The 23,269-nt window shown below is 49.0% G+C and carries 17 protein-coding genes and 2 tRNA genes; 16 read left to right on the plus strand and 3 right to left on the minus strand.

Annotated features, from left to right (window positions below; genetic code table 11):
* Nucleotides 1–5: 5 nt before the first annotated feature.
* The 5 genes from ispH to NHN17_RS08780 all read left to right on the plus strand — a co-directional run bounded on the left by ispH (nucleotide 6) and on the right by NHN17_RS08780 (nucleotide 8,291).
* On the plus strand, nucleotides 6–947 hold the full coding sequence (gene ispH, locus NHN17_RS08760) for a 4-hydroxy-3-methylbut-2-enyl diphosphate reductase (RefSeq protein WP_255041934.1): 942 nt from the start codon (nucleotides 6–8) through the stop codon (nucleotides 945–947).
* 132 nt (nucleotides 948–1,079) lie between these two features.
* Nucleotides 1,080–1,889 (plus strand): 4-hydroxy-tetrahydrodipicolinate reductase, encoded by an 810-nt coding sequence (gene dapB, locus NHN17_RS08765; RefSeq protein ID WP_255041935.1) that lies wholly within the window; start codon nucleotides 1,080–1,082, stop codon nucleotides 1,887–1,889.
* 621 nt (nucleotides 1,890–2,510) lie between these two features.
* The gene (gene carA, locus NHN17_RS08770) at nucleotides 2,511–3,650 is read left to right on the plus strand and encodes a glutamine-hydrolyzing carbamoyl-phosphate synthase small subunit (RefSeq protein WP_255041936.1); all 1,140 of its coding nucleotides are present in this window, start codon (nucleotides 2,511–2,513) and stop codon (nucleotides 3,648–3,650) included.
* A 16-nt stretch (nucleotides 3,651–3,666) separates the two neighbouring features.
* Nucleotides 3,667–6,891 (plus strand): carbamoyl-phosphate synthase large subunit, encoded by a 3,225-nt coding sequence (gene carB / locus NHN17_RS08775; protein WP_255041938.1) that lies wholly within the window; start codon nucleotides 3,667–3,669, stop codon nucleotides 6,889–6,891.
* A 545-nt stretch (nucleotides 6,892–7,436) separates the two neighbouring features.
* Nucleotides 7,437–8,291 carry a magnesium transporter gene (locus NHN17_RS08780; RefSeq protein ID WP_255041940.1) on the plus strand — a complete coding sequence of 285 codons (855 nt, stop codon included), beginning with the start codon at nucleotides 7,437–7,439 and terminating at the stop codon, nucleotides 8,289–8,291.
* A gap of 88 nt (nucleotides 8,292–8,379) precedes the next feature.
* On the opposite strand, the gene dacB is transcribed toward NHN17_RS08780, so the two are convergent.
* A complete protein-coding gene (dacB, locus tag NHN17_RS08785; protein ID WP_255041941.1) occupies nucleotides 8,380–9,858 on the minus strand; it encodes a serine-type D-Ala-D-Ala carboxypeptidase in 1,479 nt (492 codons plus the stop codon).
* 235 nt (nucleotides 9,859–10,093) lie between these two features.
* Nucleotides 10,094–11,092 (minus strand): porin, encoded by a 999-nt coding sequence (locus NHN17_RS08790; RefSeq protein ID WP_255041942.1) that lies wholly within the window; start codon nucleotides 11,090–11,092, stop codon nucleotides 10,094–10,096.
* A 522-nt stretch (nucleotides 11,093–11,614) separates the two neighbouring features.
* Between NHN17_RS08790 and greA the strand changes: the two genes are divergently transcribed.
* Complete coding sequence (gene greA, locus NHN17_RS08795; protein ID WP_255041943.1) at nucleotides 11,615–12,088, plus strand: transcription elongation factor GreA; 474 nt, start codon at nucleotides 11,615–11,617, stop codon at nucleotides 12,086–12,088.
* Nucleotides 12,089–12,184: 96 nt separating this feature from the next.
* Here greA and yhbY read toward each other — a convergent pair whose 3' ends face one another.
* Nucleotides 12,185–12,481 carry a ribosome assembly RNA-binding protein YhbY gene (gene yhbY / locus NHN17_RS08800; protein ID WP_107300350.1) on the minus strand — a complete coding sequence of 99 codons (297 nt, stop codon included), beginning with the start codon at nucleotides 12,479–12,481 and terminating at the stop codon, nucleotides 12,185–12,187.
* 138 nt (nucleotides 12,482–12,619) lie between these two features.
* Here yhbY and rlmE point away from each other — a divergent pair, with 138 nt between their 5' ends.
* The 10 genes from rlmE to infB all read left to right on the plus strand — a co-directional run bounded on the left by rlmE (nucleotide 12,620) and on the right by infB (nucleotide 23,263).
* Nucleotides 12,620–13,249, plus strand: coding sequence for a 23S rRNA (uridine(2552)-2'-O)-methyltransferase RlmE (gene rlmE, locus NHN17_RS08805; protein WP_255041945.1), 630 nt, complete (start codon nucleotides 12,620–12,622; stop codon nucleotides 13,247–13,249).
* A 49-nt stretch (nucleotides 13,250–13,298) separates the two neighbouring features.
* Nucleotides 13,299–15,275, plus strand: a complete 1,977-nt coding sequence (gene ftsH / locus NHN17_RS08810; RefSeq protein WP_255041946.1) for an ATP-dependent zinc metalloprotease FtsH — start codon at nucleotides 13,299–13,301, stop codon at nucleotides 15,273–15,275.
* 80 nt (nucleotides 15,276–15,355) lie between these two features.
* Nucleotides 15,356–16,195 carry a dihydropteroate synthase gene (folP, locus tag NHN17_RS08815; RefSeq protein ID WP_255041947.1) on the plus strand — a complete coding sequence of 280 codons (840 nt, stop codon included), beginning with the start codon at nucleotides 15,356–15,358 and terminating at the stop codon, nucleotides 16,193–16,195.
* Between the two features lie 47 nt (nucleotides 16,196–16,242).
* Entirely contained in the window at nucleotides 16,243–17,580 is a 1,338-nt protein-coding gene (gene glmM / locus NHN17_RS08820; protein ID WP_255041948.1) for a phosphoglucosamine mutase, read from the plus strand.
* 197 nt (nucleotides 17,581–17,777) lie between these two features.
* Nucleotides 17,778–18,110, plus strand: a complete 333-nt coding sequence (gene secG, locus NHN17_RS08825) for a preprotein translocase subunit SecG (protein WP_255041949.1) — start codon at nucleotides 17,778–17,780, stop codon at nucleotides 18,108–18,110.
* A 12-nt stretch (nucleotides 18,111–18,122) separates the two neighbouring features.
* Nucleotides 18,123–18,207: transfer RNA gene (locus NHN17_RS08830), tRNA-Leu, on the plus strand.
* A gap of 57 nt (nucleotides 18,208–18,264) precedes the next feature.
* Nucleotides 18,265–18,341 (plus strand) — tRNA-Met (locus tag NHN17_RS08835).
* A gap of 178 nt (nucleotides 18,342–18,519) precedes the next feature.
* Nucleotides 18,520–18,975 carry a ribosome maturation factor RimP gene (gene rimP, locus NHN17_RS08840; protein WP_255041950.1) on the plus strand — a complete coding sequence of 152 codons (456 nt, stop codon included), beginning with the start codon at nucleotides 18,520–18,522 and terminating at the stop codon, nucleotides 18,973–18,975.
* Between the two features lie 22 nt (nucleotides 18,976–18,997).
* Nucleotides 18,998–20,485 (plus strand): transcription termination factor NusA, encoded by a 1,488-nt coding sequence (gene nusA, locus NHN17_RS08845; protein ID WP_255041951.1) that lies wholly within the window; start codon nucleotides 18,998–19,000, stop codon nucleotides 20,483–20,485.
* A gap of 27 nt (nucleotides 20,486–20,512) precedes the next feature.
* The gene (infB, locus tag NHN17_RS08850; protein WP_255041953.1) at nucleotides 20,513–23,263 is read left to right on the plus strand and encodes a translation initiation factor IF-2; all 2,751 of its coding nucleotides are present in this window, start codon (nucleotides 20,513–20,515) and stop codon (nucleotides 23,261–23,263) included.
* Nucleotides 23,264–23,269: the final 6 nt, after the last annotated feature.

The raw sequence follows: 23,269 nt of genomic DNA on the forward strand, positions 1-23,269 counted from the left end.
TAGCAATGAAAATCTTACTCGCGAACCCTCGGGGTTTTTGTGCCGGTGTTGACCGAGCCATCAGTATTGTTGAGCGTGCGCTGGATATGTATCAGCCGCCAATTTATGTTCGCCATGAAGTTGTCCATAACCGCTTTGTGGTTGAAGGCCTCAAGCAGCGCGGTGCCATTTTTGTCGAAAAGCTGCATGAAGTACCGGATGACAATATTGTCATTTTCTCTGCCCACGGGGTATCGCAGGCTGTGCGCAACGAAGCCAAGGCACGTCAGCTGACCGTGTTCGATGCAACTTGCCCGTTGGTAACCAAAGTCCATATGGAAGTCGCCCGTGCTAGCCGCCGCAGCATGGAAGTGGTACTGATTGGCCATGCTGGCCATCCAGAAGTGGAAGGCACCATGGGGCAGTATGCCAGTGAGACTGGCGGCATGTATCTGGTCGAGAAGCCAGAAGATGTCGAAGCGTTGAGTGTGAAAGATCCAAGTAATTTGCACTACGTGAGTCAAACGACCTTATCAGTTGATGAAACGGCTGATGTCATCACCAAGCTGCGCGAAGTGTTCCCTGAGATCCAGGGTCCACGTAAAGACGATATCTGTTATGCGACCCAGAACAGACAAGATGCAGTACGTGAAATGGCGACGGATGTCGATGTCATGATCGTGGTTGGTTCGAAGAACTCATCAAACTCCAATCGCTTGCGTGAGCTGGCCGAGAAACTTGGCACGCCGGGCTTTCTGACTGATTGTCCGGAAGATATCGATCAGGCATGGTTTGATGGCAAAGCGAAAATCGGTATTACTGCCGGGGCATCGGCGCCGGAAGAGCTGGTTAACCAGATTATCGCCCGGATCCAATCACTGACCGATGCTAGTGTAGAGGAATTGTCCGGCCGAGAAGAGAACATGTTCTTTGAAGTGCCGCGCGAGTTGCAGGTCAGGAACGTCTAAGCACTAGCCGTCGGCAGTGTGCTTTTTGGATTTATTAGCCCCAGCCATTGCTGGGGCTTTTTTTATCGTTCTCAACAGGCTACATTGGGAGCCAGAGAGTAATACCAAACAGAACCAGGGAGATGAAACGCAATGGTTAGAATTGCGATTGCTGGCGCAGCAGGACGTATGGGCCGTCAGTTACTGAAAGCGACACATTTGTCCGAGCAGGCGGTATTGGGTGCAGCGACCGAGCGTCCCGAGTCAACACTGATTGGTGCGGATGCCGGTGAGTTAGCGGGCATTGGCCCGGTATCGGTGATTATCGTCGAGGACTTGGTCAAGGCCTCCGACGACTTTGATGTACTTATCGACTTCACAGCACCTGTCGCGACACTAGCGAACTTGGCCTTCTGCCAGCAGCACGGTAAGAAAATCGTTATCGGCACTACGGGCTTCAGCGATGAAGAGCGTGCCCAGATCGACAAGGCTGCGCAGTCGGTGCCTGTTGTGATGGCGCCAAACTACAGTGTCGGCGTCAACCTGGTGTTTAAGTTGCTGGAGAAAGCCGCCAAGGTGATGGGAGATTACTGCGATATCGAAGTGATCGAAGCTCACCACCGTCATAAAGTCGATGCACCGTCTGGTACGGCGATAGGTATGGGCGAGGCAATTGCAGGCGCTATGGGCAACAAGCTGAGCGATGTGGCCGTTTATGCGAGAGAAGGGATCACTGGTGAACGAAGCCGTGACGAAATTGGTTTTGCCACTATCCGTGCCGGCGATATTGTCGGCGAGCATACCGCGATGTTTGCTGATATTGGTGAACGGGTTGAAATAACCCACAAGGCGACTGATAGGATGACGTTTGCTAATGGTGCCGTCCGGGCAGCTGCCTGGCTCCACAGTAAACCTGCGGGTTTTTACACCATGCAGGACGTGCTAGGGCTCGATGAGCTGTAAATCTTCCAGAATAGACCGGCCAATTGGCCGGTTTTTTTTATTCCTTAGCGGGTGTGATGCCGGTTAATGGCTGCGATGATGTAGAACAAGGAGTCGTGCAAACCATTCCCGAGGGAAATTTCTTACCGGTTCGGCACTGCCGTTATGCTTGATGAGTGCATATTCAGCCACTTTCTTCTCGTTCGTTTAGCGTCTTGGTTAGGGGGTAGAATGTAGACTGTATTTTCTTGTCTTTGTGTCGTATTTTACCGTGTTTGTTCTAATTGCTGGCCTTTGTGCTTAAAAAGCGGTGCAAAGTGTGCCTTTGATGGCGGTTTGATGCTGTTTTTTTGTTTTTGTTTTTTTTGTGATTTAGGCAAACGATAAACTGGATCGGCGGTGAAAAAAAGACCGATCAATGCTGGGGTTTTCTTGTTCTTTTGCCAGCTTCTAATGGTTTTAGCTATGAGGTGGCTAAAAAATAATTATATTTTTCGTGATCTGTTGACAGATTCTGTCGCCATAACTAGAATGCGCGCAATTTGTCAAAATTCGGCTTGACTCGGGTTTTGACTTTGTATGGAATGGGTAATTGCAACTTTATCTGTTTTAACTGCATTTTTATATTTTTTGGAGGTTGTCTTGAGCAAATCAGCGCTGTTAGTCCTTGAAGATGGGACAGTGTTCCGCGGCGTGTCCATTGGGGCAGATGGTTCGGCCGTTGGTGAAGTTGTTTTTAACACCTCGATGACGGGGTATCAGGAAATTCTCACTGACCCTTCTTATTCTCAGCAGATTGTTACTCTTACTTATCCCCATATTGGAAATACCGGAACCAACTCCGAAGACGAAGAATCCTCCTCTATCCACGCCCAAGGCCTGGTAATTCGTGACCTCCCTCTTATTGCTTCTAACTTCCGTAATCAACAGACCCTTTCTGATTACCTGAAGTCCCAGAACATCGTTGGCATTGCCGATATCGATACCCGTAAGCTAACTCGCCTACTTCGCGAGAAAGGCGCACAAAACGGCTGTGTCGTTGCGGGTAACAACCTGGACGAAGCGCTGGCACAGGCAAAAGCGAAAGAGTTCCCAGGCCTGAAAGGCATGGACTTGGCTAAAGAGGTCACAACCTCTGAAGCATACCAGTGGAAGCAGGGATCTTGGACGCTGGAAGGCGGCCTGCCTGAGGCCAAAGATGACAGCGAACTGCCATACCACGTTGTGGCGTATGACTTTGGTGCCAAGCGCAATATCTTACGTATGCTGGTTGACCGTGGCTGTCGTTTGACAGTGGTTCCTGCCCAAACTTCTGCAGAAGAAGTATTGGCCCTGAACCCAGATGGTGTATTCCTATCAAACGGCCCTGGTGACCCAGAGCCATGTACCTATGCGATTGAAGCAACCAAAGTGTTCCTAGATAAAGGTCTACCGGTATTCGGTATCTGTCTAGGCCACCAGATCCTGGCTCTGGCTTCTGGTGCACAAACAGTGAAAATGAAATTTGGCCACCATGGTGCCAACCACCCAGTTAAAGATCTTGACCGCGATGTTGTCATGATCACCTCACAGAACCACGGCTTTGCCGCTGATGAAGCAACGCTGCCTGACAACCTGCGAGCGACCCACAAGTCACTGTTTGACGGTTCGCTACAGGGTATCCATCGTACTGACAAGCCGGCATTTAGCTTCCAGGGCCACCCTGAAGCAAGCCCAGGCCCGCACGATGCAGCGCCACTATTTGATCACTTCATTGACCTAATTAAGCAGCACAGCGCCTAAGCCGGAGTAGTAAGCAATGCCAAAACGTACAGATATTCAAAGTGTTCTAATCCTAGGTGCTGGCCCGATCGTTATCGGTCAGGCCTGTGAGTTCGATTACTCAGGCGCTCAGGCGTGTAAAGCCCTACGTGAAGAAGGCTACCGAGTTATCCTGGTTAACTCGAACCCAGCTACTATCATGACTGACCCAGACATGGCCGATGCGACTTACATCGAGCCAATCCACTGGGAAGTGGTACGCAAAATCATTGAAAAAGAGCGCCCGGATGCCGTTCTTCCTACCATGGGTGGCCAGACGGCACTGAACTGTGCACTTGATCTTGAGAAACACGGCGTACTGGAAGAGTTCGGCGTGGAAATGATTGGTGCTACGGCTGACGCGATTGATAAAGCCGAAGATCGTTCTCGCTTCGATAAAGCGATGAAGTCGATTGGCCTTGAGTGTCCGCGTGCTGATACTGCGAAAACCATGGAAGAAGCTTACAAAGTTCTCGATATGGTTGGCTTCCCTTGTATCATCCGTCCATCGTTCACTATGGGTGGTACCGGTGGTGGTATCGCCTATAACAAAGAAGAGTTCGAAGAAATTTGTCGCCGTGGCTTGGATTTGTCACCGACGAACGAACTGCTTATCGATGAATCACTGATTGGCTGGAAAGAGTACGAGACAGAAGTTGTTCGTGATAAGAATGATAACTGTATCATTGTTTGTACGATTGAAAACTTCGATGCCATGGGGATCCACACCGGTGACTCCATCACCGTTGCCCCAGCCCAAACACTGACAGACAAAGAATATCAGCTAATGCGTAATGCATCGCTAGCGGTATTGCGCGAAATCGGTGTTGAAACAGGTGGTTCGAACGTACAGTTTGGTATCAACCCGAAAGATGGCCGTATGGTTATCATCGAGATGAACCCGCGTGTATCTCGTTCTTCTGCATTGGCATCGAAAGCGACGGGATTCCCGATTGCAAAAGTAGCCGCGAAACTGGCTATTGGCTTTACCCTAGACGAACTGATGAACGACATCACTGGCGGCGCAACACCGGCTTCGTTCGAACCAACCATCGACTACGTTGTGACTAAGATCCCTCGTTTTAACTTCGAGAAGTTCGCGGGTGCGAACGACCGCCTGACGACTCAGATGAAGTCTGTTGGTGAAGTGATGGCGATTGGCCGTAACCAGCAAGAATCAATGCAAAAAGCGTTACGCGGCCTAGAAGTTGGCGCTAACGGCTTTGATGAAATGGTTGACCTAGACGCGCCAGACGCGCTAACAACCATTCGTCATGAATTAAAAGATGCGGGCTCTGAGCGTATTTGGTATATCGCCGATGCCTTCCGTGCTGGTATGTCAGTTGATGGCGTATTCAACCTAACCAATGTTGATCGTTGGTTCCTGGTACAAATCGAAGATATTGTAAAAGAAGAGCAAGCGGTTAAAGAGGGCGGTTTTGCTGGCCTGAATGCAGACGTACTGCGTAAGCTGAAGCGTAAAGGTTTTGCCGATGCGCGTTTGGCGAAACTGTTGGGTGTGGCTGAATCTGAAATCCGCAAACTGCGTGATAAGTTCGACATTCACCCAGTCTACAAGCGTGTTGATACCTGTGCTGCTGAATTCTCTTCGGACACGGCGTACATGTACTCATCTTACGATGAAGAGTGTGAATCACAGCCAACGGATAAAGATAAAATCATGGTATTGGGTGGTGGCCCGAACCGTATTGGTCAAGGTATCGAGTTCGATTACTGCTGTGTACACGCTTCGCTTGCGCTGCGTGAAGACGGTTACGAAACCATCATGGTTAACTGTAACCCAGAGACAGTTTCGACTGACTACGACACATCTGACCGCCTGTACTTCGAACCGGTAACGTTGGAAGATGTACTTGCTATCGTCCGTGTCGAGAAGCCAAAAGGTGTTATCGTTCAGTACGGTGGTCAAACACCACTGAAACTGGCTCGTGCACTTGAAGCGGCAGGCGTGCCGATTATCGGTACCAGCCCTGATGCCATTGACCGTGCAGAAGACCGTGAGCGTTTCCAAGCTGCTGTTGAGCGTCTTGGCCTGCTACAGCCTGAAAATGCAACCGTAACGACTATGGAGCAGGCTGTTGAGAAATCAAAAGAAATTGGTTTCCCTCTGGTTGTACGTCCGTCATACGTCCTGGGTGGCCGTGCGATGGAAATCGTATACGACGAGCAAGACCTACGCCGTTACTTCAATGAAGCGGTTAGCGTATCGAATGAATCGCCGGTTCTACTAGACCGTTTCCTTGATGATGCAATCGAAGTTGACGTTGATGCTATCTGCGACGGTGAGCGTGTGGTTATCGGCGGTATCATGGAGCACATCGAGCAGGCAGGTGTTCACTCTGGTGACTCAGCATGTTCGCTACCAGCGTATACGCTAAGCCAAGACATCCAAGATGTGATGCGCCAGCAAGTTGAGAAGCTAGCGTTCGAATTGGGCGTACGTGGTCTAATGAACACCCAGTTCGCGGTGAAAGACAACGAAGTCTACCTGATTGAAGTTAACCCGCGTGCTGCGCGTACGGTACCATTCGTTTCGAAGGCTACAGGCGCACCGCTGGCGAAAATCGCTGCACGTGTAATGGCTGGTCAGTCTCTTGAGTCGCAGGGCTTTACCAAAGAGATCATCCCGCCGTACTACTCTGTAAAAGAAGTGGTATTGCCGTTCAACAAATTCCCGGGCGTTGACCCACTGCTTGGCCCTGAAATGCGCTCTACCGGTGAGGTTATGGGTGTTGGCGATACGTTTGCAGAAGCGTTTGCCAAAGCTGAGCTTGGCTGTGGTAAAGAGAAACAAGCGAAAGGACGTGCTCTATTGTCTGTTCGCGGTAACGACAAGCAACGTGTGGTTGACCTAGCTTCCAAGCTGGTTAAGCAAGGCTACGAGCTTGACGCAACGCATGGTACTGCGGTCGTTCTTGGTGAAGCCGGTATCAACCCTCGCTTGGTGAACAAAGTACATGAAGGTCGTCCTCATATTCTTGACCGTATCAAGAACAACGAGTACTCGTACATTGTGAATACTGCGGAAGGCCGCCAGGCGATTGAAGATTCGAAAGTTCTTCGTCGCGGTGCCTTGGCTGAGAAGGTGAACTACACCACGACGCTGAACGCTGCCTTTGCAACGTGTATGGCTTGGAGTGCTGATGACCGTAACAAGGTAACTTCAGTACAAGAGTTACATGCTCGCATCAAAAACGCGTAACCTCGGTTTTAGTTAGCGCGAATTAATGAACAAACGGCCTGCATAGCAGGCCGTTTTGTTATCTAAAAGAAGCGGAATTCACCTAACTGTCATGGTTTTGTATAACTGTGATGCCATTAATACTTTGTGTCATTTGTAATTGAAAATCCTTTTGCAACCCTCAACTGAAGCGCGTACAATTAGCCGCATCGCATAAGCGATACTTATTTTTTTTGGAGACTTAGATGAACGATACCGACCATCCCCCGAGTATGAAGGTGGAAAATCAAACCTGTTAACGGTGTCGGTCTCCAATGATTCCGAACTAGCCTCAGGTTCGGAATAGTCTGTTACTTCTCATCTTTAGATGACCCTTTTCAAACATACTTTTCCTCGGTTTTCCCAGCCATTATCTCAATATAGAATCTCGCCAATGTGTGGTGAATGACAGGCTTTTTTCTGTCTGTAGATCGTTTTTATATCTCTGCAGATAGGAACTAGCACATTCGCGCCGTGTCATGGCGGTTTCTGGTGGTCGTTACTGTTAGCTAATCGGGAGATTCGCCATGGCGGTAATGAACTATGCAGCTGATGCTGTGCTAGTAAACGAAAACTTGGCTGAGAACGATGTTCTGGCCGTACGCAACGCGTTTTTGAAATATGACATCGAAGAACAAGCCAAATTGCTGGTCAAGATGCCTATTTCAGAAGCGATTGCTATCTTGCATGAGATCCCACTTCGCCATGTACAGATCTTGTTGGATCTGCTTGATGATATGGATGAAGAAGTTTGTATGCGTCACTTGGCTAACGGCCTGGGCTTAATTTGTTCGGAAGCGGAGCCTGCAGGTCACTATCTGCAAAACAGTGTATTTAGCCACGTGCGTGAGCGTATTGGCTGGATTGTTGGCTTGGCGTTGCTGGGTATTGTATCGGGTCTTATCATCTCTCACTACGAAGATACCCTGAGCCAGCTGGTACTTCTGGCCGTGTACATGCCTGTTATTGCGGCTGCTGGTGGTAACACCGGATCTCAGGCTGCAACCTTGGTTGTCAGAGCCCTAGCAATGGAAGAGATACGCTGCCGGGATTGGGTCAAGGTAATGTGGAAGGAATTCCGAGTTGCGCTGGTGATCGCCGGTGTTTTGGCCGCGGTTATCATGGGACGCGTGATGATGTTCAGCGATGGCTCGTCATTACCTATCGGTATGGAACTGATGGATATCTCGATGGCCATCGGGGTAGCCATTTCTTTGCAGGTTGTGCTGTCGACAACGGTAGGCGGTGTGCTTCCGATGATTGCCCGTGCAGCCAAGCTTGATCCTGCGGTACTGGTGAGCCCGGTATTGGCATCGGTAGTCGATATTACCGGTATGATCATTTACTTCAAGACGGTCAATGCATTCCTAGCGCTGGCCTAGTCCAAACTGCCTCAATATTTAGACCATAAAAAAGCGAGTGACGATGAGTCACTCGCTTTTTTGTTTAGCTTATCGACACACTTTAGTGTCAGTATTGCTTGTATAGGCTTTGGTATAACGTGCGCTCGAACGTTTCGATCGGCGGCGCAATAGCCGGTTGGCTTTCATCGCGTTCTGGCGGGAAGTAGTTACTCACCATCTGGACAAACAGCAGGGTTTTACCTGACTGGGTTGTTAGTATTCCGGCGAGGTTATAGGTGCCATACAGTGAGCCGCTTTTGGCGCGGATATTTCCCTTCAGTGGTTGCTGGCGGAGACTCTGGCGGTAGCGCAGGGTGCCGCTTTGACCGCTGACGGGCATGGTCGCCAGTAGATCTAACTCATCGTTATGCTGGTAGATGTAAGTGATCACTTCCATCATTTGGCTTGTTGTCATTCGGTTGTTGCGGGACAATCCTGAACCATCGACCATCACTGCACGCTCTAGGTCGATATTGGTTTCTTTCTTGAGGATCGCTTTTATGGCCTTGCTGCCGTTGGTAAAGCTGCCCGGCTGGTTGAAATACTCAGCGCCTAAGGTCTTGGCAATATTATCGGCATACAGGTTGTCGGATCTTTTGACCATATGGTCGAGTAATTCGTTCAGCGGTGCTGACTGGTGGTTTGCAATGACCTTGCCCTTTGTATCCGTCGCTTTGTCATCACGCTTTATCTGACCTTCTAGCTTGATCCCGAGACGTTTTAATTCAGCCATGATCACTTGGCTGATATAGGTTTCGGTGTCTTGTACCGCAAAATTGAGCGGCAGCGGCTTGTCGCGCTTTACTAGGCAGCCGCTCAAGTGATAGTGGTTACTTCCTTTATCAACCAGTTCAAGGTCACAATGACTCGCTTTCTGCTCTTCCTTGGTTGTTACTCGCGCACTGGTCGTGACGGTCAGTGGCTGGTGGTTGGGAATATTAACCCTGGTGCTCTCTCCGATTTGACGATTGCTGTATAGTGCCCCCTGTACACAGTTGTGTTCAAGGCTCAGGCTGCTCGATGGCGCGCTATAGCACACCCCCAGTATATCCCACGGCCACCCCGGCGCTTGCTCATAGCCACTGAACTGGCTGCCGTTAAGCAGAAAGTCCCCTTTGATGGTGCTACCAGTATGGGCCTTGAGCTTGCCCAGTAACCCTGTGAGCTGCTTGCGTGATAAAGAGGGATCACCACTGAAGCGCAGCACGATATCATCCTCTTGCTGTTCTAGCTGGGTAGTAAAGCGGTAGTCCTTGCCGAGGTATAGCTGGGCAGCCAGTGCCGTGACCATTTTCTGGATACTGGCAGGAGGTTGAAACTGGTTCTCACGCTGCGCATAAAGCATCTTGCCGGTATTGGCATCTGCAACGAGCAAGGCAGTATCGTTGCCGTAGGGTAGCGAGCGGAGATCTGGGTGAAATGTCGCAGGGGCCATTGAGGCTGGCTCAGGATCAGCTGTATTTATATTAGTGGGTTGGCCGACTGCCATGGGGGAAAGCAGCGACAAGCTAGCTGTTATAAGTACAAGACGAAGTGGCAGTTGCATCTGTGGCCCCTGTTTTCTGAACGATGAGTTTGAACATTAGATATTGAACATGGATATTTGATTCTCATTACACCCATGATAAACAATATGGGACAGATAAAAAGTCAGAGGCAGGAAAGCTTGTTGGAGCGGGGACAAAAAGTCTCTATAAAAAGAGATTGCAAACATAAAAAAACACCGGCCAGAAGGCCGGTGCTTAGAAAAGGCTGCATTAACGCTCTATATCCAAATTGGATTAGAAGTCGTAACGTGCACCTAGAACTAGCTCATCAGAAGTATTAGCTCGAGTGATACCAGCTGTAGAGTCTTGGTCTAGCATGTTGAACTTGTACGATGCGTACGTACGGAAGTTCTTGTTGAAGTAGTGAGTTGCATCAATTGCAAGAGAGTCACGTAGGTCAACGTTCTTGTCTGTGTCTTCTAGGTAGTTGTAAGTTGCAACAAATACAGTTTTACCCATAGTGTAAGCTGCAGCAAATTCGTAACCTGTAGATTCTTTAACGTTGATGCTGTTTTTGCTTGCATCTTTGTATACAGAAGTGTTACGTGCGTCTTGGTAAAGACCAGCAACGTAGAAATCACCGAAGGTGTAAGAAACGCCAGCGAATGCTTGCTTACCAGTTGAATCACCAACTTGGCCGTCTTGCTCGCCGTAACCCGCACCGAATGCTAGACCCATGTCTAGTGCGTAGATTGCACCAACAGAGTAACCGTCAGTATCATCACCATCGTCGAATACGTAGTTCGCTTTAACAACTAGGTTGTCACCGCCAAGGTCGAAAGAACCCACGTATGCTAGGTTGTTGCCAGTACGGTCAGCTGCAGCTAGTTTGTTACCCGCTTCGTTACCGTGGTATGACATGATATCAGTCATGTCAGTGATCATGCCTAGAGAGCCGTCAGTCTTACCGTAAACAACTTGACCGAAATCGCCGCCAATACCTGCGTTGATGTGACGGTTGTTAACTTGGTTGCCGTCAGTGAACTCGCCTTCGTAGAAGCCGATACCGTATACTGAATCAGTGATGTCAGTTTTACCAGCAACATTGATACGAGTACGAGTAGCATCAGAAACTTTGCTGTCGCCAGCTTCGTTGTCGGCCATTACTGCACGTGCTTCAAAACGACCACCAATTGCTAGGCTTGATGTTTCGTCAGAGTAAACTTCTGCTGCTGTTGCTACAGAAGAGATTGATGCTGCTGCTACTGCTAGAGCAATCAGTTTCTTGTTCATTGTCGAATCCTTTTGGAATTATTTTGTTGTATGCATATCAATGCTAAATGCATGCTGTTCTTTTTACTGGTCTCTGGCCCGATCTGTTAGTAAAAAAAACTGAAAAATACTTTATTCCAATAGGTTGCGATCTTTTTGTGATGCTTATTGTCTTTAATATCAGTTGTTTATAGGTATTAAATAAAGTTCGGTTTTAGGGGCGTTTTTTAGCTGTTTTTAGGGTTTTGTTCTTGCTTTTTTAGTCGGAAATAATTGTTTTATTAAATGTTTTTGTGATCTTTAGCGCATAAATTTTAAACGGCATGCGCTAGGCGTATGAATTGTGAAATTTTTATGATTTCTGACCGATAAGCTAGCGCCTGTCATGTAAAGTGTGCCGCTCAATGAACAGGATGATCTCTTGGGCATCTTTGTTTAGAATGAAGTGTTCCCATTAGTAATCGCTGAGTTCGACCAACCTGTCGGACTGGCTTTGTTTTGCCTAATAGCAGTCGCTATACGGGCGTTGAGGTAATAAGAGTTATGGATAAGATTCCAATGACGGTACGCGGCGAGAAGCTGCTACGCGAAGAGCTGGAAGTATTAATGAAGCGTCGCCCGATCATTTCACAGGCCATTGGTGAAGCACGTGAATTGGGTGACCTGAAAGAGAATGCTGAATATCATGCTGCCCGTGAAGAGCAGGGTATCTGTGAAGCGCAGATCCGTGATATCGAGTACAAGTTGTCAGTATCGCAGGTGATTGATGTCACCAAGATACAGAACACCGGTAAAGTGATCTTCGGTACGACAGTCAGCCTGATTGATGTGGATACAGAAGAAGAAGTCACGTATCAGATCGTGGGTGACGACGAGGCAGATATCAAAGCCGGTCGTATTTCGGTGAACTCACCGATTGCTCGTGGTCTTATCGGTAAAATGCAGGATGACGAAGTGACAATCACCACACCGGGCGGTGCGCGTGAGTTTGAAATTTCGGAAGTTGCTTACATTTAATATTACTAAAGTGTTATTAAATGTATCTGTAAAGAATGGATCATGGCATTCCGTGCCATGATACAGGCATAAAAAAGGCCGCAGCGGCGGCCTTTTTTATTTGCGCGGAAGCTCGATCTTACGTTCTTCGCTCTGGCGGTACAGTACCAGTGTCTTACCGATCACTTGGACTTTTTCTGCCTTGGTTTCGCGAACAATTGCGTCAACGATCAAAACCTTGGTCTCGCGCTCTTCAGCAGCCACTTTAACCTTGATAAGCTCGTGGTGGTTAAGTGCCAGTTCAATTTCGGCAATCACGGCTTCAGTCAGGCCATTTGCGCCCATTAGGACAACAGGCTTTAGGTTGTGGGCAAGACCTTTAAGGTATTGCTTCTGCTTGGTGCTTAGATTCATGTCGGCTCTATTATTAAATTAGGGTTGAAAACCGCGTATTCTAACGCCATATAGTCTAGAAGACTAATTTGTTTAGTATACGCCATTTGTGGTGTTGCTGAGTATACTTGATAAGTACCCAAACTCATTAGGTAAATCATGAGTAAGAAAAAACATTCGGGCAGTTCTGGCCGATGGCTGAAGGAACATTTTGATGACAAATATGTTCTAGAAGCTCAAAAAAAGGGCTACCGCTCTCGCGCGATTTTTAAAATCGAAGAAATTCAAAACAAAGATAAGCTCCTGAAGCCCGGCATGACCGTGGTCGATTTGGGAGCGGCTCCTGGTGGGTGGTCACAGTATGCGGCAGAGGTTGTTGGTGATGAGGGGCAGGTGATTGCCTGTGACATCTTGTCAATGGACTCGCTACCTGGTGTGAGCTTTCTGCAGGGGGATTTTCGAGAGGAGGCAGTCTTGGATGCGCTGCTTGAGCGTATCAAGCCGGATATGGTTGATGTCGTGTTATCTGACATGGCACCGAACATGAGTGGCAACTTGGCTTCAGATCAGCCTAGAGCTATGTATCTTGTTGAACTAGCATTAGATATGTGTAGACAAGTACTTGCGCCTGATGGCAGCTTTGCGGTTAAAGTTTTCCAAGGTGAAGGCTTTGACCAATATCTGGCAGAAGTGCGTAGTATGTTCAAGGCAGTCAAAATTCGTAAGCCAGATTCGTCACGAGATCGCTCTCGTGAGGTATATATTGTGGCTACAGGTTACAAACTGTAGTACCCTAAATTCATCTATTAGTTATCGCGAGGTTAACACCTTGAGTGACATGGCAAAAAACTTGATTTTGTGGTTGGTCATCGCTGTGGTTCTGATGTCTGTTTTTCAGAGTTTCGGTCCCGGTGATAGTGCTGGCCGTCAAGTCGACTATACAACCTTTGTCCGTGAAATCGGTCAGGATCAGATAAGGGAAGTGCGATTCAATGATCGTGAAATTACCGTATTCAAACGTGATAACACGCGATACGTCACTTATCTACCTGTCGTTAACGACCAAAAGCTGTTAGACGATCTTATTAACGCTAATGTAAAGGTCATGGGTACTCCGCCTGAGGAGCCAAGCCTACTGGCCTCAATCTTTATATCCTGGTTCCCGATGCTCTTGCTCATCGGTGTCTGGATCTTCTTTATGCGCCAAATGCAGGGCGGCGGTGGCAAAGGAGCCATGTCGTTCGGTAAGTCTAAGGCTCGCATGATGAGTGAAGACCAGATCAAAACAACCTTCGCTGACGTAGCGGGTTGTGATGAGGCCAAAGAAGACGTGAAAGAGTTGGTGGATTACCTGCGCGATCCAAGCCGCTTCCAGAAACTGGGCGGTAAGATCCCAACGGGTGTCCTGATGGTTGGTCCTCCTGGTACGGGTAAAACGCTGTTGGCGAAAGCCATTGCCGGTGAAGCGAAAGTTCCATTCTTTACTATTTCAGGTTCTGACTTCGTTGAAATGTTTGTCGGTGTGGGTGCATCCCGTGTCCGCGACATGTTCGAGCAAGCGAAAAAAGCCGCACCTTGTATCATCTTTATCGATGAGATTGATGCGGTAGGTCGTCAGCGTGGTGCTGGTGTAGGTGGTGGTCACGATGAACGTGAGCAAACCCTGAACCAGATGCTGGTTGAGATGGATGGTTTCGAAGGTAACGAAGGTATTATCGTTATCGCCGCGACTAACCGTCCTGACGTACTGGACCCTGCGTTATTGCGTCCTGGTCGTTTCGACCGCCAGGTTGTGGTTGGCTTGCCAGATGTACGTGGCCGTGAGCAAATCCTGAAAGTTCACATGCGTAAAGTACCGCTAGACGGTGATGTGAAGCCTGAGCTTATTGCTCGTGGTACACCGGGTTTCTCGGGTGCTGACCTGGCAAACTTGGTCAACGAAGCAGCATTGTTTGCAGCCCGTGGTAACAAGCGTGTTGTATCAATGGTGGAATTCGAACTGGCGAAAGACAAAATCATGATGGGCGCAGAGCGCAAGTCAATGGTGATGACGGACGAGCAGAAAGAGTCAACGGCTTACCACGAGGCTGGCCACGCGATTATTGGTCGCTTGGTACCGGATCACGATCCGGTTTACAAGGTCTCTATCATTCCTCGTGGTCGTGCACTGGGTGTAACCATGTACCTGCCTGAGCAGGATCGTGTAAGCCACTCTCGTGAATTCTTGGAGTCAATGATTTCAAGCCTTTACGGTGGTCGACTCGCTGAAGAGCTTATTTACGGTGTTCAAAAAGTATCTACCGGTGCCTCGAATGATATCGAGCGTGCAACAGATATCGCCCGTAAGATGGTGACTCAGTGGGGCTTCTCTGAAAAGCTAGGCCCATTGCTTTATGCTGAAGATGAAGGCGAGGTTTTCCTTGGCCGTTCAGTAACGCAGAGCAAGCACATGTCAGACGATACGGCGAAGCTTATCGATAATGAAGTTCGTACGCTTATTGACCGCAACTACGAGCGAGCGCGTGAAATCCTAGAGCAAAACATGGATATCATGCACGCAATGAAAGATGCGTTAATGAAGTACGAAACCATCGATGCTGGTCAAATTGATGACCTGATGGAGCGTAAGCCAGTTATCCGAGCACCAAAAGGCTGGGGTAACGAGGACGACACCATGAAAGCTGACGCTGTTGCTGACGAGCAACCTGCTGAGCAAGAGGAAGCGGCGGCTGAGCCAAAAGCCGAAACGCAACCTGAGCAAGCACCTGATACTCAATCAGTACAGAACAAAGAAGACGACAAGCCACAAGCCTAATCGTTGCTAGCTAATCAAAAACCCCGACTTAGTTCGGGGTTTTTTGCATATAGAACACCGAATATCCAGGAGCGGTACGCGTGATCCTCAAGAGCAAAACCAAAACGTTAGATCTTTCCCGTCCCCACACCATGGGGATTTTGAATGTCACCCCAGATTCTTTTTCCGATGGCGGGCGCTTTAACCGGATGGACGCGGCTTTGCGCCATGCCGAGGAGATGCTGGCGGCGGGCACGTCGATTTTAGATATTGGTGGCGAATCAACGCGGCCGGGTGCCGATGAGGTATCGGTTGAGCGTGAGCTTGAGCGGGTAGTACCGGTGATTGAAGCCTTGCGTGAGCGTTTTGATTGCTGGATTTCGGTTGATACCAGCAAGGCGCAGGTGATGAGCGAGGCGGTAACGGCAGGCGCCGATTTGATCAATGATGTCCGTGCCCTGCAAGAGCATGGAGCACTTGAGGCTGCAGCCAAGGCCGGCGTTCCTATTTGTGTAATGCATATGCAGGGTCAACCGCGTACAATGCAACATCAGCCGTCATACCAAGATGTTATCGCCGATGTCGGTGACTTTTTGGCTGAGCGTATTCAAGCCTGTGAGCAGGTCGGGATCCCCCGCGAGCAATTATTGCTCGATCCCGGTTATGGGTTTGGTAAGACCCTGGAGCACAATTATCAATTGCTGGCTCACCTTGATGAGTTCCATCGTTTCGGCCTGCCGTTATTGGTTGGCATGTCACGAAAGTCGATGGTGTTCAAATTATTAAATAAACAACCAGCCGATTGCCTGGCTGGTAGCCTTGCCTGCGCTGCTATCGCCGCAATGAAAGGGGCACAGATCATCAGAGTTCACGATGCGAAAGAGACCGTTGATGTCCTCAAAGTGTGCGAGATGACACTGTCCCAGTTGCGGAGCGAGTAAATGCCGGCGGGCAGGAAAGAAAATAGATAAGTTGCTAGGAGCAGATAATGGCAGAACGTAAGTACTTTGGTACCGACGGGATTCGTGGTTTGGTGGGCAAAGCCCCAATTACACCGGACTTTGTATTGAAACTGGGTTGGGCGGCTGGACGTGTATTGTCCCAGCAGGGCACCAAGAAAGTGATTATCGGTAAAGATACCCGTATCTCTGGCTATATGCTGGAATCGGCACTGGAAGCAGGCTTGGCAGCCGCTGGCTTGCAGGCGGCATTTACCGGCCCAATGCCAACCCCGGCTGTTGCTTATCTCACACGTACGTTTCGTGCAGAAGCGGGCATCGTGATATCGGCGTCCCATAACCCTTATTACGACAATGGCATTAAGTTCTTCTCATCAGAAGGAACAAAACTGCCGGATGAGATCGAATTGGCGATTGAAGCCGAAATGGACAAGCCCCTAACTTGTGTTGAGTCGGCAATGCTGGGCAAGGCATACCGCATTAACGATGCGGCCGGTCGTTATATCGAATTTTGTAAAGGCACTTTCCCGAGTAAGTACGACTTGTCAGGCTATAAAATTGTGGTCGACTGTGCCCACGGCGCGACGTATCACATTGCGCCAAGCGTGTTCAAAGAATTAGGTGCCGAGGTGATCACTATTGGCTGTGAGCCAAACGGCACTAACATCAATGACAAAGTGGGCGCGACAGATGTTGCGGCTCTTCAAGCTAAGGTATTGGAAGAGAATGCAAACTTTGGTATCGCGCTAGATGGTGATGGCGACCGGGTGATCATGGTCGACGAAGAAGGCAACAAAATTGATGGTGATCAGATTGCCTACATTATTGCCCGTGATGCTTTGCGCCGCGGCGAGCTCAAAGGCGGTGTAGTCGGTACGCTGATGACAAACCTTGGTATGGAAAATGCCCTGAAGAACCTGGGGATCCCGTTTGTCCGTGCCAAGGTCGGTGACCGCTACGTGATGGAAGAGCTGAAGAGCCACGGTTGGTTGATCGGTGCCGAAAACTCAGGCCATGTTATCTTGCTTGACAAGGTGACGACGGGCGACGGTATTGTCGCTGGCCTACAGGTGATGGCGTCGATTGTCGGCAGCAAGATGACCCTAAAAGAGTTGGCGGATGGCATGACCATGTACCCTCAGGTACTGGAGAACGTCCGTTTTGAAGGGGATTCTAATCCGTTGGAATCTGATGCAGTTGTTGCTGCAACCGCAGCCGTTGAAGCTAAACTCGGTGATAAGGGGCGCGTCTTGTTACGCAAATCAGGCACTGAACCTTTGATCCGTGTAATGGTGGAAGGGGAAGATGCTGCGCTGGTTAAAGAGTCAGCCTTGCTGATTGCTGACGCAGTGAAAGAAAACTGCTGATGTAGCCCTAAATTCAACTGATGGGTGTCGGTTTTGTCTAAATCTTCGACAAGTAATTCAAGAAACAGAGTTTTCGTTGATATTTTACTTGTCAGTGAAGAGCGCTTTCGCTAGTATTCATTCCGCTCCTAATGGAAGGGGTGCGCTGGCACTGCTGAAGCAAAGCCGGCACAACAATTTAACCATAGGTGGAACCCATGTACGAAATTCTACTTGTGATTTATCTGTTGGCTGCGCTTGGTGTTATTGGCCTAGTTTTGGTTCAGCAAGGTAAAGGCGCAGATATGGGAGCTTCATTTGGGGCTGGCGCATCAGGAACCCTGTTTGGCGCGAGCGGCTCTGGAAACTTTTTGACCCGAATGACCGCAGTTTTTGCGACTATCTTTTTCGTCATCAGCCTAGTGCTTGGTAATATGAGCGCCAAAAAGGCAAACGAAACAAGTGGTTGGGAAGACCTAAGCGCTCCGGCGACTGAGCAAGTTGTTGAGCCAACTCAGAATGCACCCGTTAACAGTGACATTCCTGAGTAAATAAAGAATTTAGCCGAGATGGTGAAATTGGTAGACACGCTAGCATGAGGTGCTAGTGCCGCAAGGTGTAGGGGTTCAAGTCCCCTTCTCGGCACCATTATTAGTCACTTGAAAGAGTGCTGTCTGATCGATATAATCGGTATCAGATTACGGACGCGGGGTGGAGCAGCTTGGTAGCTCGTCGGGCTCATAACCCGAAGGTCGTCGGTTCAAATCCGGCCCCCGCAACCACTTTCCGAAAAAACAGCTATTATTAGTAAGGTTGTTTTTTCTATCACAGCGACCCGCTGTGGTAATCAGGGTCCAGTGATAAAAAACCCCGTAATTCGGGGTTTTTTATTATCTGAAACATGACCATTCAGGTATCTACTGGGCTTTATAGCCCTTTTTTTGTTTCCGGGGGGTTGTCTTGACAGCTTTAGAGATGCAATTGACCGAACTGCTTGATGCGCCGGTAACGGCGACAGGCTATGAACTTGTCGGTCTGGAATTTATCCGTGCAGGTGAACACTCAACACTACGAGTATTCATCGATCATGAAAACGGTATTAACGTTGATGATTGTGCCGAAGTAAGCCGCCAGGTAAGCGCGGTGATGGATGTTGAAGATCCAATCACTGTAGCTTATCACCTGGAGGTCTCTTCCCCTGGTCTAGAAAGGCCGCTTTTTAAAGCCGCACATTACCAACAGTTTATTGGCCACGAGGTCAACCTGGTGTTGAAAATGGCGATGGGCAACCGTCGTAAGTGGAAAGGTGATATCGTTGCCGTTGAAGGTGAGCTTGTCACATTAAATGTTGATGGCAATGAAGAAACATTTGCACTGAGCAATATTTCCAAGGCCAACCTGGTTCCAAAATTCTAACCGCTAAATTGGGGCATTAGAAATGAACAAAGAAATCTTGGCTGTCGTTGAAGCGGTATCCAACGAAAAAGCTGTACCTCGTGAGCGTATCTTTGAAGCACTAGAGATCGCACTGGCCACAGCAACGAAGAAAAAACACGAAGCGGAAATCGATGTTCGCGTAGCTATCGACCGCAAGACGGGTGAGTTCGAAACCTTCCGTCGCTGGAAAGCGGTTGAAGAAGTGACTCAGCCTACGCTGGAAATCACTTTGGAAGCAGCCCAGTTTGATGATGAAACCATCGAGCTTGACGGCTTCGTTGAAGACGAAATCGAATCGGTTACTTTCGATCGAATCACCACGCAGACTGCGAAGCAGGTTATCGTACAGAAAGTACGTGAAGCTGAGCGTGCTCAAATCGTTGAACAGTTTATTGACAACGAAGGTGAGCTAATCACCGGTGTAGTAAAGAAAGTTAACCGCGATGCTGTTATTATTGACCTTGGTAATAATGCAGAAGCTGTTATCCAGCGCGACGACCAGTTGCCACGCGAAAACTTCCGCCCAGGTGACCGTGTTCGTGGTCTTCTGTACGCAGTACGTCCTGAAGCGCGCGGTTTCCAATTGTTCATGACTCGCTCTAAGCCTGAGATGCTATCAGAGCTATTCCGCATCGAAGTGCCGGAAATCGGCGAAGAGATGATTGAACTGATGGGTGCGGCTCGTGATCCAGGCTCTCGTGCCAAGATCGCTGTGAAGACTAACGACAAACGCATTGACCCTGTGGGTGCATGTGTGGGTATGCGTGGTGCACGTGTACAGGCTGTCTCTGGTGAACTAGGTGGCGAGCGTATCGATATCGTACTGTGGGACGAAAATGCCGCTCAGTACGTGATCAATGCGATGGCTCCAGCAGAAGTAAGTTCTATCATCGTTGATGAAGACAACCATACTATGGATATCGCTGTTGAGAAGGATAACCTTGCTCAGGCAATCGGCCGTAGTGGTCAGAATGTTCGCTTGGCGTCTCAGCTGACTGGCTGGGAACTGAACGTGATGACAGTTGAAGATCTTCAGAAGAAACACCAAGAAGAAGCCCAAGAGTCTATTGAAGTGTTCACTAAGCACCTTGATATCGACGCTGACTTCGCCACTGTATTGGTTGAAGAAGGTTTCACTACGCTTGAAGAAATCGCCTACGTACCGGTAGCCGAGCTGATGGGTGTAGATGGCCTGGATGAAGACACAGTTGAAGAACTGCGTAACCGTGCGAAAGAAGCGCTAACCACGCTTGCCCTTGCTCAGGAAGAAACTTTTGAAGGTGTTGAGCCTGCTGAAGATCTACTGGGTCTGGAAGGCTTGGAGCGTGAGCTTGCGTTTAAGCTGGCTGCGAAAGGCGTTACAACGCTAGAAGATCTTGCTGATCAGGGTACTGATGATCTTACTGATATCGACGGCGTCGATGAAGCAAGAGCGGGCGAGCTGATTATGGCTGCTCGTAATATTTGCTGGTTCAGTGACGAAGCATAAAAATTTCATACGCAAGGGAGAAGCAGCATGTCAGAGGTTACAGTTAAAGCATTAGCCGAGGAAATTGGTACGCCGATTGACCGTGTGCTTCAACAGTTTGCCGATGCTGGTATCAGCAAGAAAGCTGAAGAAAGCGTAAGCCAACAGGAAAAACAGACACTGTTAGCCCACCTGAAGAAAGAACATGGTGGCGATAGTAGTGCTGGCGAGGCTCCTACACGCCTTACTTTGCAACGTAAGACCCGAAGTACGCTGAGTGTTTCGGGCTCAGGTGGCAAAAATAAAAGTGTTCAGGTAGAAGTGCGCAAAAAGCGCACCTACGTAAAGCGTTCTGCGCTTGAAGAAGAACAGCGTGCCGCGGAAGAAGCAACACGCCAGGCTGAAGACAAAGCCCAGCGCGAAGCGGAAGAAGCCGCTCAGCTAGCAGCCAAAGAAGCTGCCAAGCGTGAAGCAGAAGAGCAGGCAAAACGCGAAGCTGAAGAAGCTGCTAAGCGTGCTGCTGAAGAAACGCGTTTAGCTGAAGAAAAAGCTAAACAAAATGCAGAACAGAATGCAGATCGCAATGCTGAGGACCAGCAGAAGCGTGATGCAGAAGATAAGCGTTTGGCCGAAGAAAAAGCTAAACGCGCCGCCGCTGATGAACAGGCTAAAAAAGAAGCTGAGTCGCTACAACGTCGCCGGGAAGAGGAAGCCAAGCGTAAAGCCGAAGAAGACAGTCAGCGTCAGCTAGAAGAGGCACGCAAAATGGCAGAAATGAATGAAAAGAACTGGTCAAAACCTGACCAGGAAAAAGGTAATATGGATAAAGCAGACTACCATACTACAACGTCTAGCTACGCACGCGCAGCTGAAGACGAGCAAGATCGTAAGGAAGAGGGTGGTACTACCCGTCGTCGCAAGAAGAAAAAAGCGGCTCCTAAACAAGACAACCGCGGTGGCCGCAACCAGCGTGGCCGTGGTAAGCCTCAGATGAACAAGCCGACGTCAATGCAGCATGGCTTTGACAAGACCGCGACCGTTGCTAAGCAAGATGTCGTGATCGGCGAGACTATCGTTGTTTCTGAACTTGCTAACAAGATGTCTGTAAAGGGCGTTGAAGTTATCAAGGTGATGATGAAGATGGGTGCGATGGCAACCATCAACCAGGTTATTGACCAGGAAACTGCAGCACTCGTTGCAGAAGAAATGGGTCACAAGGTTGTTCTACGTAAAGAGAACGAACTTGAAGAAGCGGTACTGTCTGACCGTGACGAAAACCTATCTGTTGTTCCTCGTGCTCCTGTTGTTACCATCATGGGTCACGTTGACCACGGTAAAACATCAACACTGGATTACATCCGTAAAGCGCACGTTGCTTCTGGCGAAGCGGGCGGTATTACGCAGCACATCGGTGCATACCACGTTGAAACTGACAACGGTATGATCACTTTCCTTGATACTCCTGGACACGCCGCGTTTACCGCAATGCGTGCCCGTGGTGCTCAAGCGACAGATATCGTTGTTCTTGTTGTTGCAGCAGATGATGGTGTAATGCCACAGACTGTTGAGGCAATCCAGCACGCGAAAGCGGCAGGTGTTCCTCTAATTGTTGCTGTTAACAAGATCGATAAAGAAGACGCAAACCCAGACAACGTTAAGAATGAGCTAGCTCAGTACGATGTTATCCCTGAAGAGTGGGGCGGTGAGAACATGTTTGTTCACATCTCTGCGAAACAAGGTACTAACATTGACGGCCTGCTAGAAGCTATCTTGCTTCAGTCTGAAATTCTTGAACTGACAGCAGTTGCAGAAGGTATGGCGAGCGGTGTTGTTGTTGAATCACGCCTAGATAAAGGTCGTGGTCCAGTTGCAACAGTACTTGTACAAGCCGGTACTCTTCGCAAAGGTGACATCGTTCTTTGTGGTCTTGAGCACGGTCGTGTTCGTGCAATGCGTGATGAGCTGGGTCAAGAAATCGACTCTGCGGGTCCTTCTATCCCGGTTGAGATCCTTGGTCTTTCTGGTGTGCCTTCTTCAGGTGATGAAGCAACTGTTGTACGTGATGAGCGTAAAGCACGTGAAGTTGCACTTTACCGCCAAGGTAAATTCCGTGACGTGAAACTGGCTCGCCAGCAGAAAGCGAAGCTGGAAAACATGTTCTCGAACATGACAGCCGGTGAAGTCGCTGAACTTAACGTTGTACTGAAAGCTGACGTACAGGGTTCTGTAGAAGCGATTGCTGACTCACTACGCAAGCTATCAACTGACGAAGTTAAGGTTAACATCGTTGGTTCTGGTGTTGGTGGTCTGACTGAGACTGATGCCGTACTTGCTGCAGCCTCTAACGCGATTCTTCTTGGCTTCAACGTTCGTGCAGATGCATCTGCGCGTCGTACCATTGAAACTGAGAACCTTGACCTACGCTACTACTCAATCATCTACCAGTTGATTGACGAAGTGAAAGCGGCAATGGGCGGTATGCTGTCTCCTGAATTCAAGCAGGAAATCATTGGTCTTGCTGAAGTTCGTGACGTGTTCAAGTCGCCTAAGATCGGTGCTATCGCCGGTTGTATGGTTACTGAAGGTACCATCAAGCGTAACAACCCAATCCGCGTATTGCGTGATAACGTTGTTATCTACGAAGGTGAGCTTGAGTCACTACGTCGCTTCAAAGACGACGTTCAGGAAGTTAAGAACGGCTACGAGTGTGGTATCGGCGTTAAGAACTACAACGATGTTCGTGTTGGCGACCAGATCGAAGTTTACGAAATTGTTGAAATCCAGCGTACTCTTGACTAATTTCAA

Origin of the sequence: Photobacterium pectinilyticum, assembly GCF_024357955.1 — a bacterium.
In the GTDB taxonomy this organism is placed as follows: Bacteria; Pseudomonadota; Gammaproteobacteria; order Enterobacterales; family Vibrionaceae; genus Photobacterium; species Photobacterium pectinilyticum.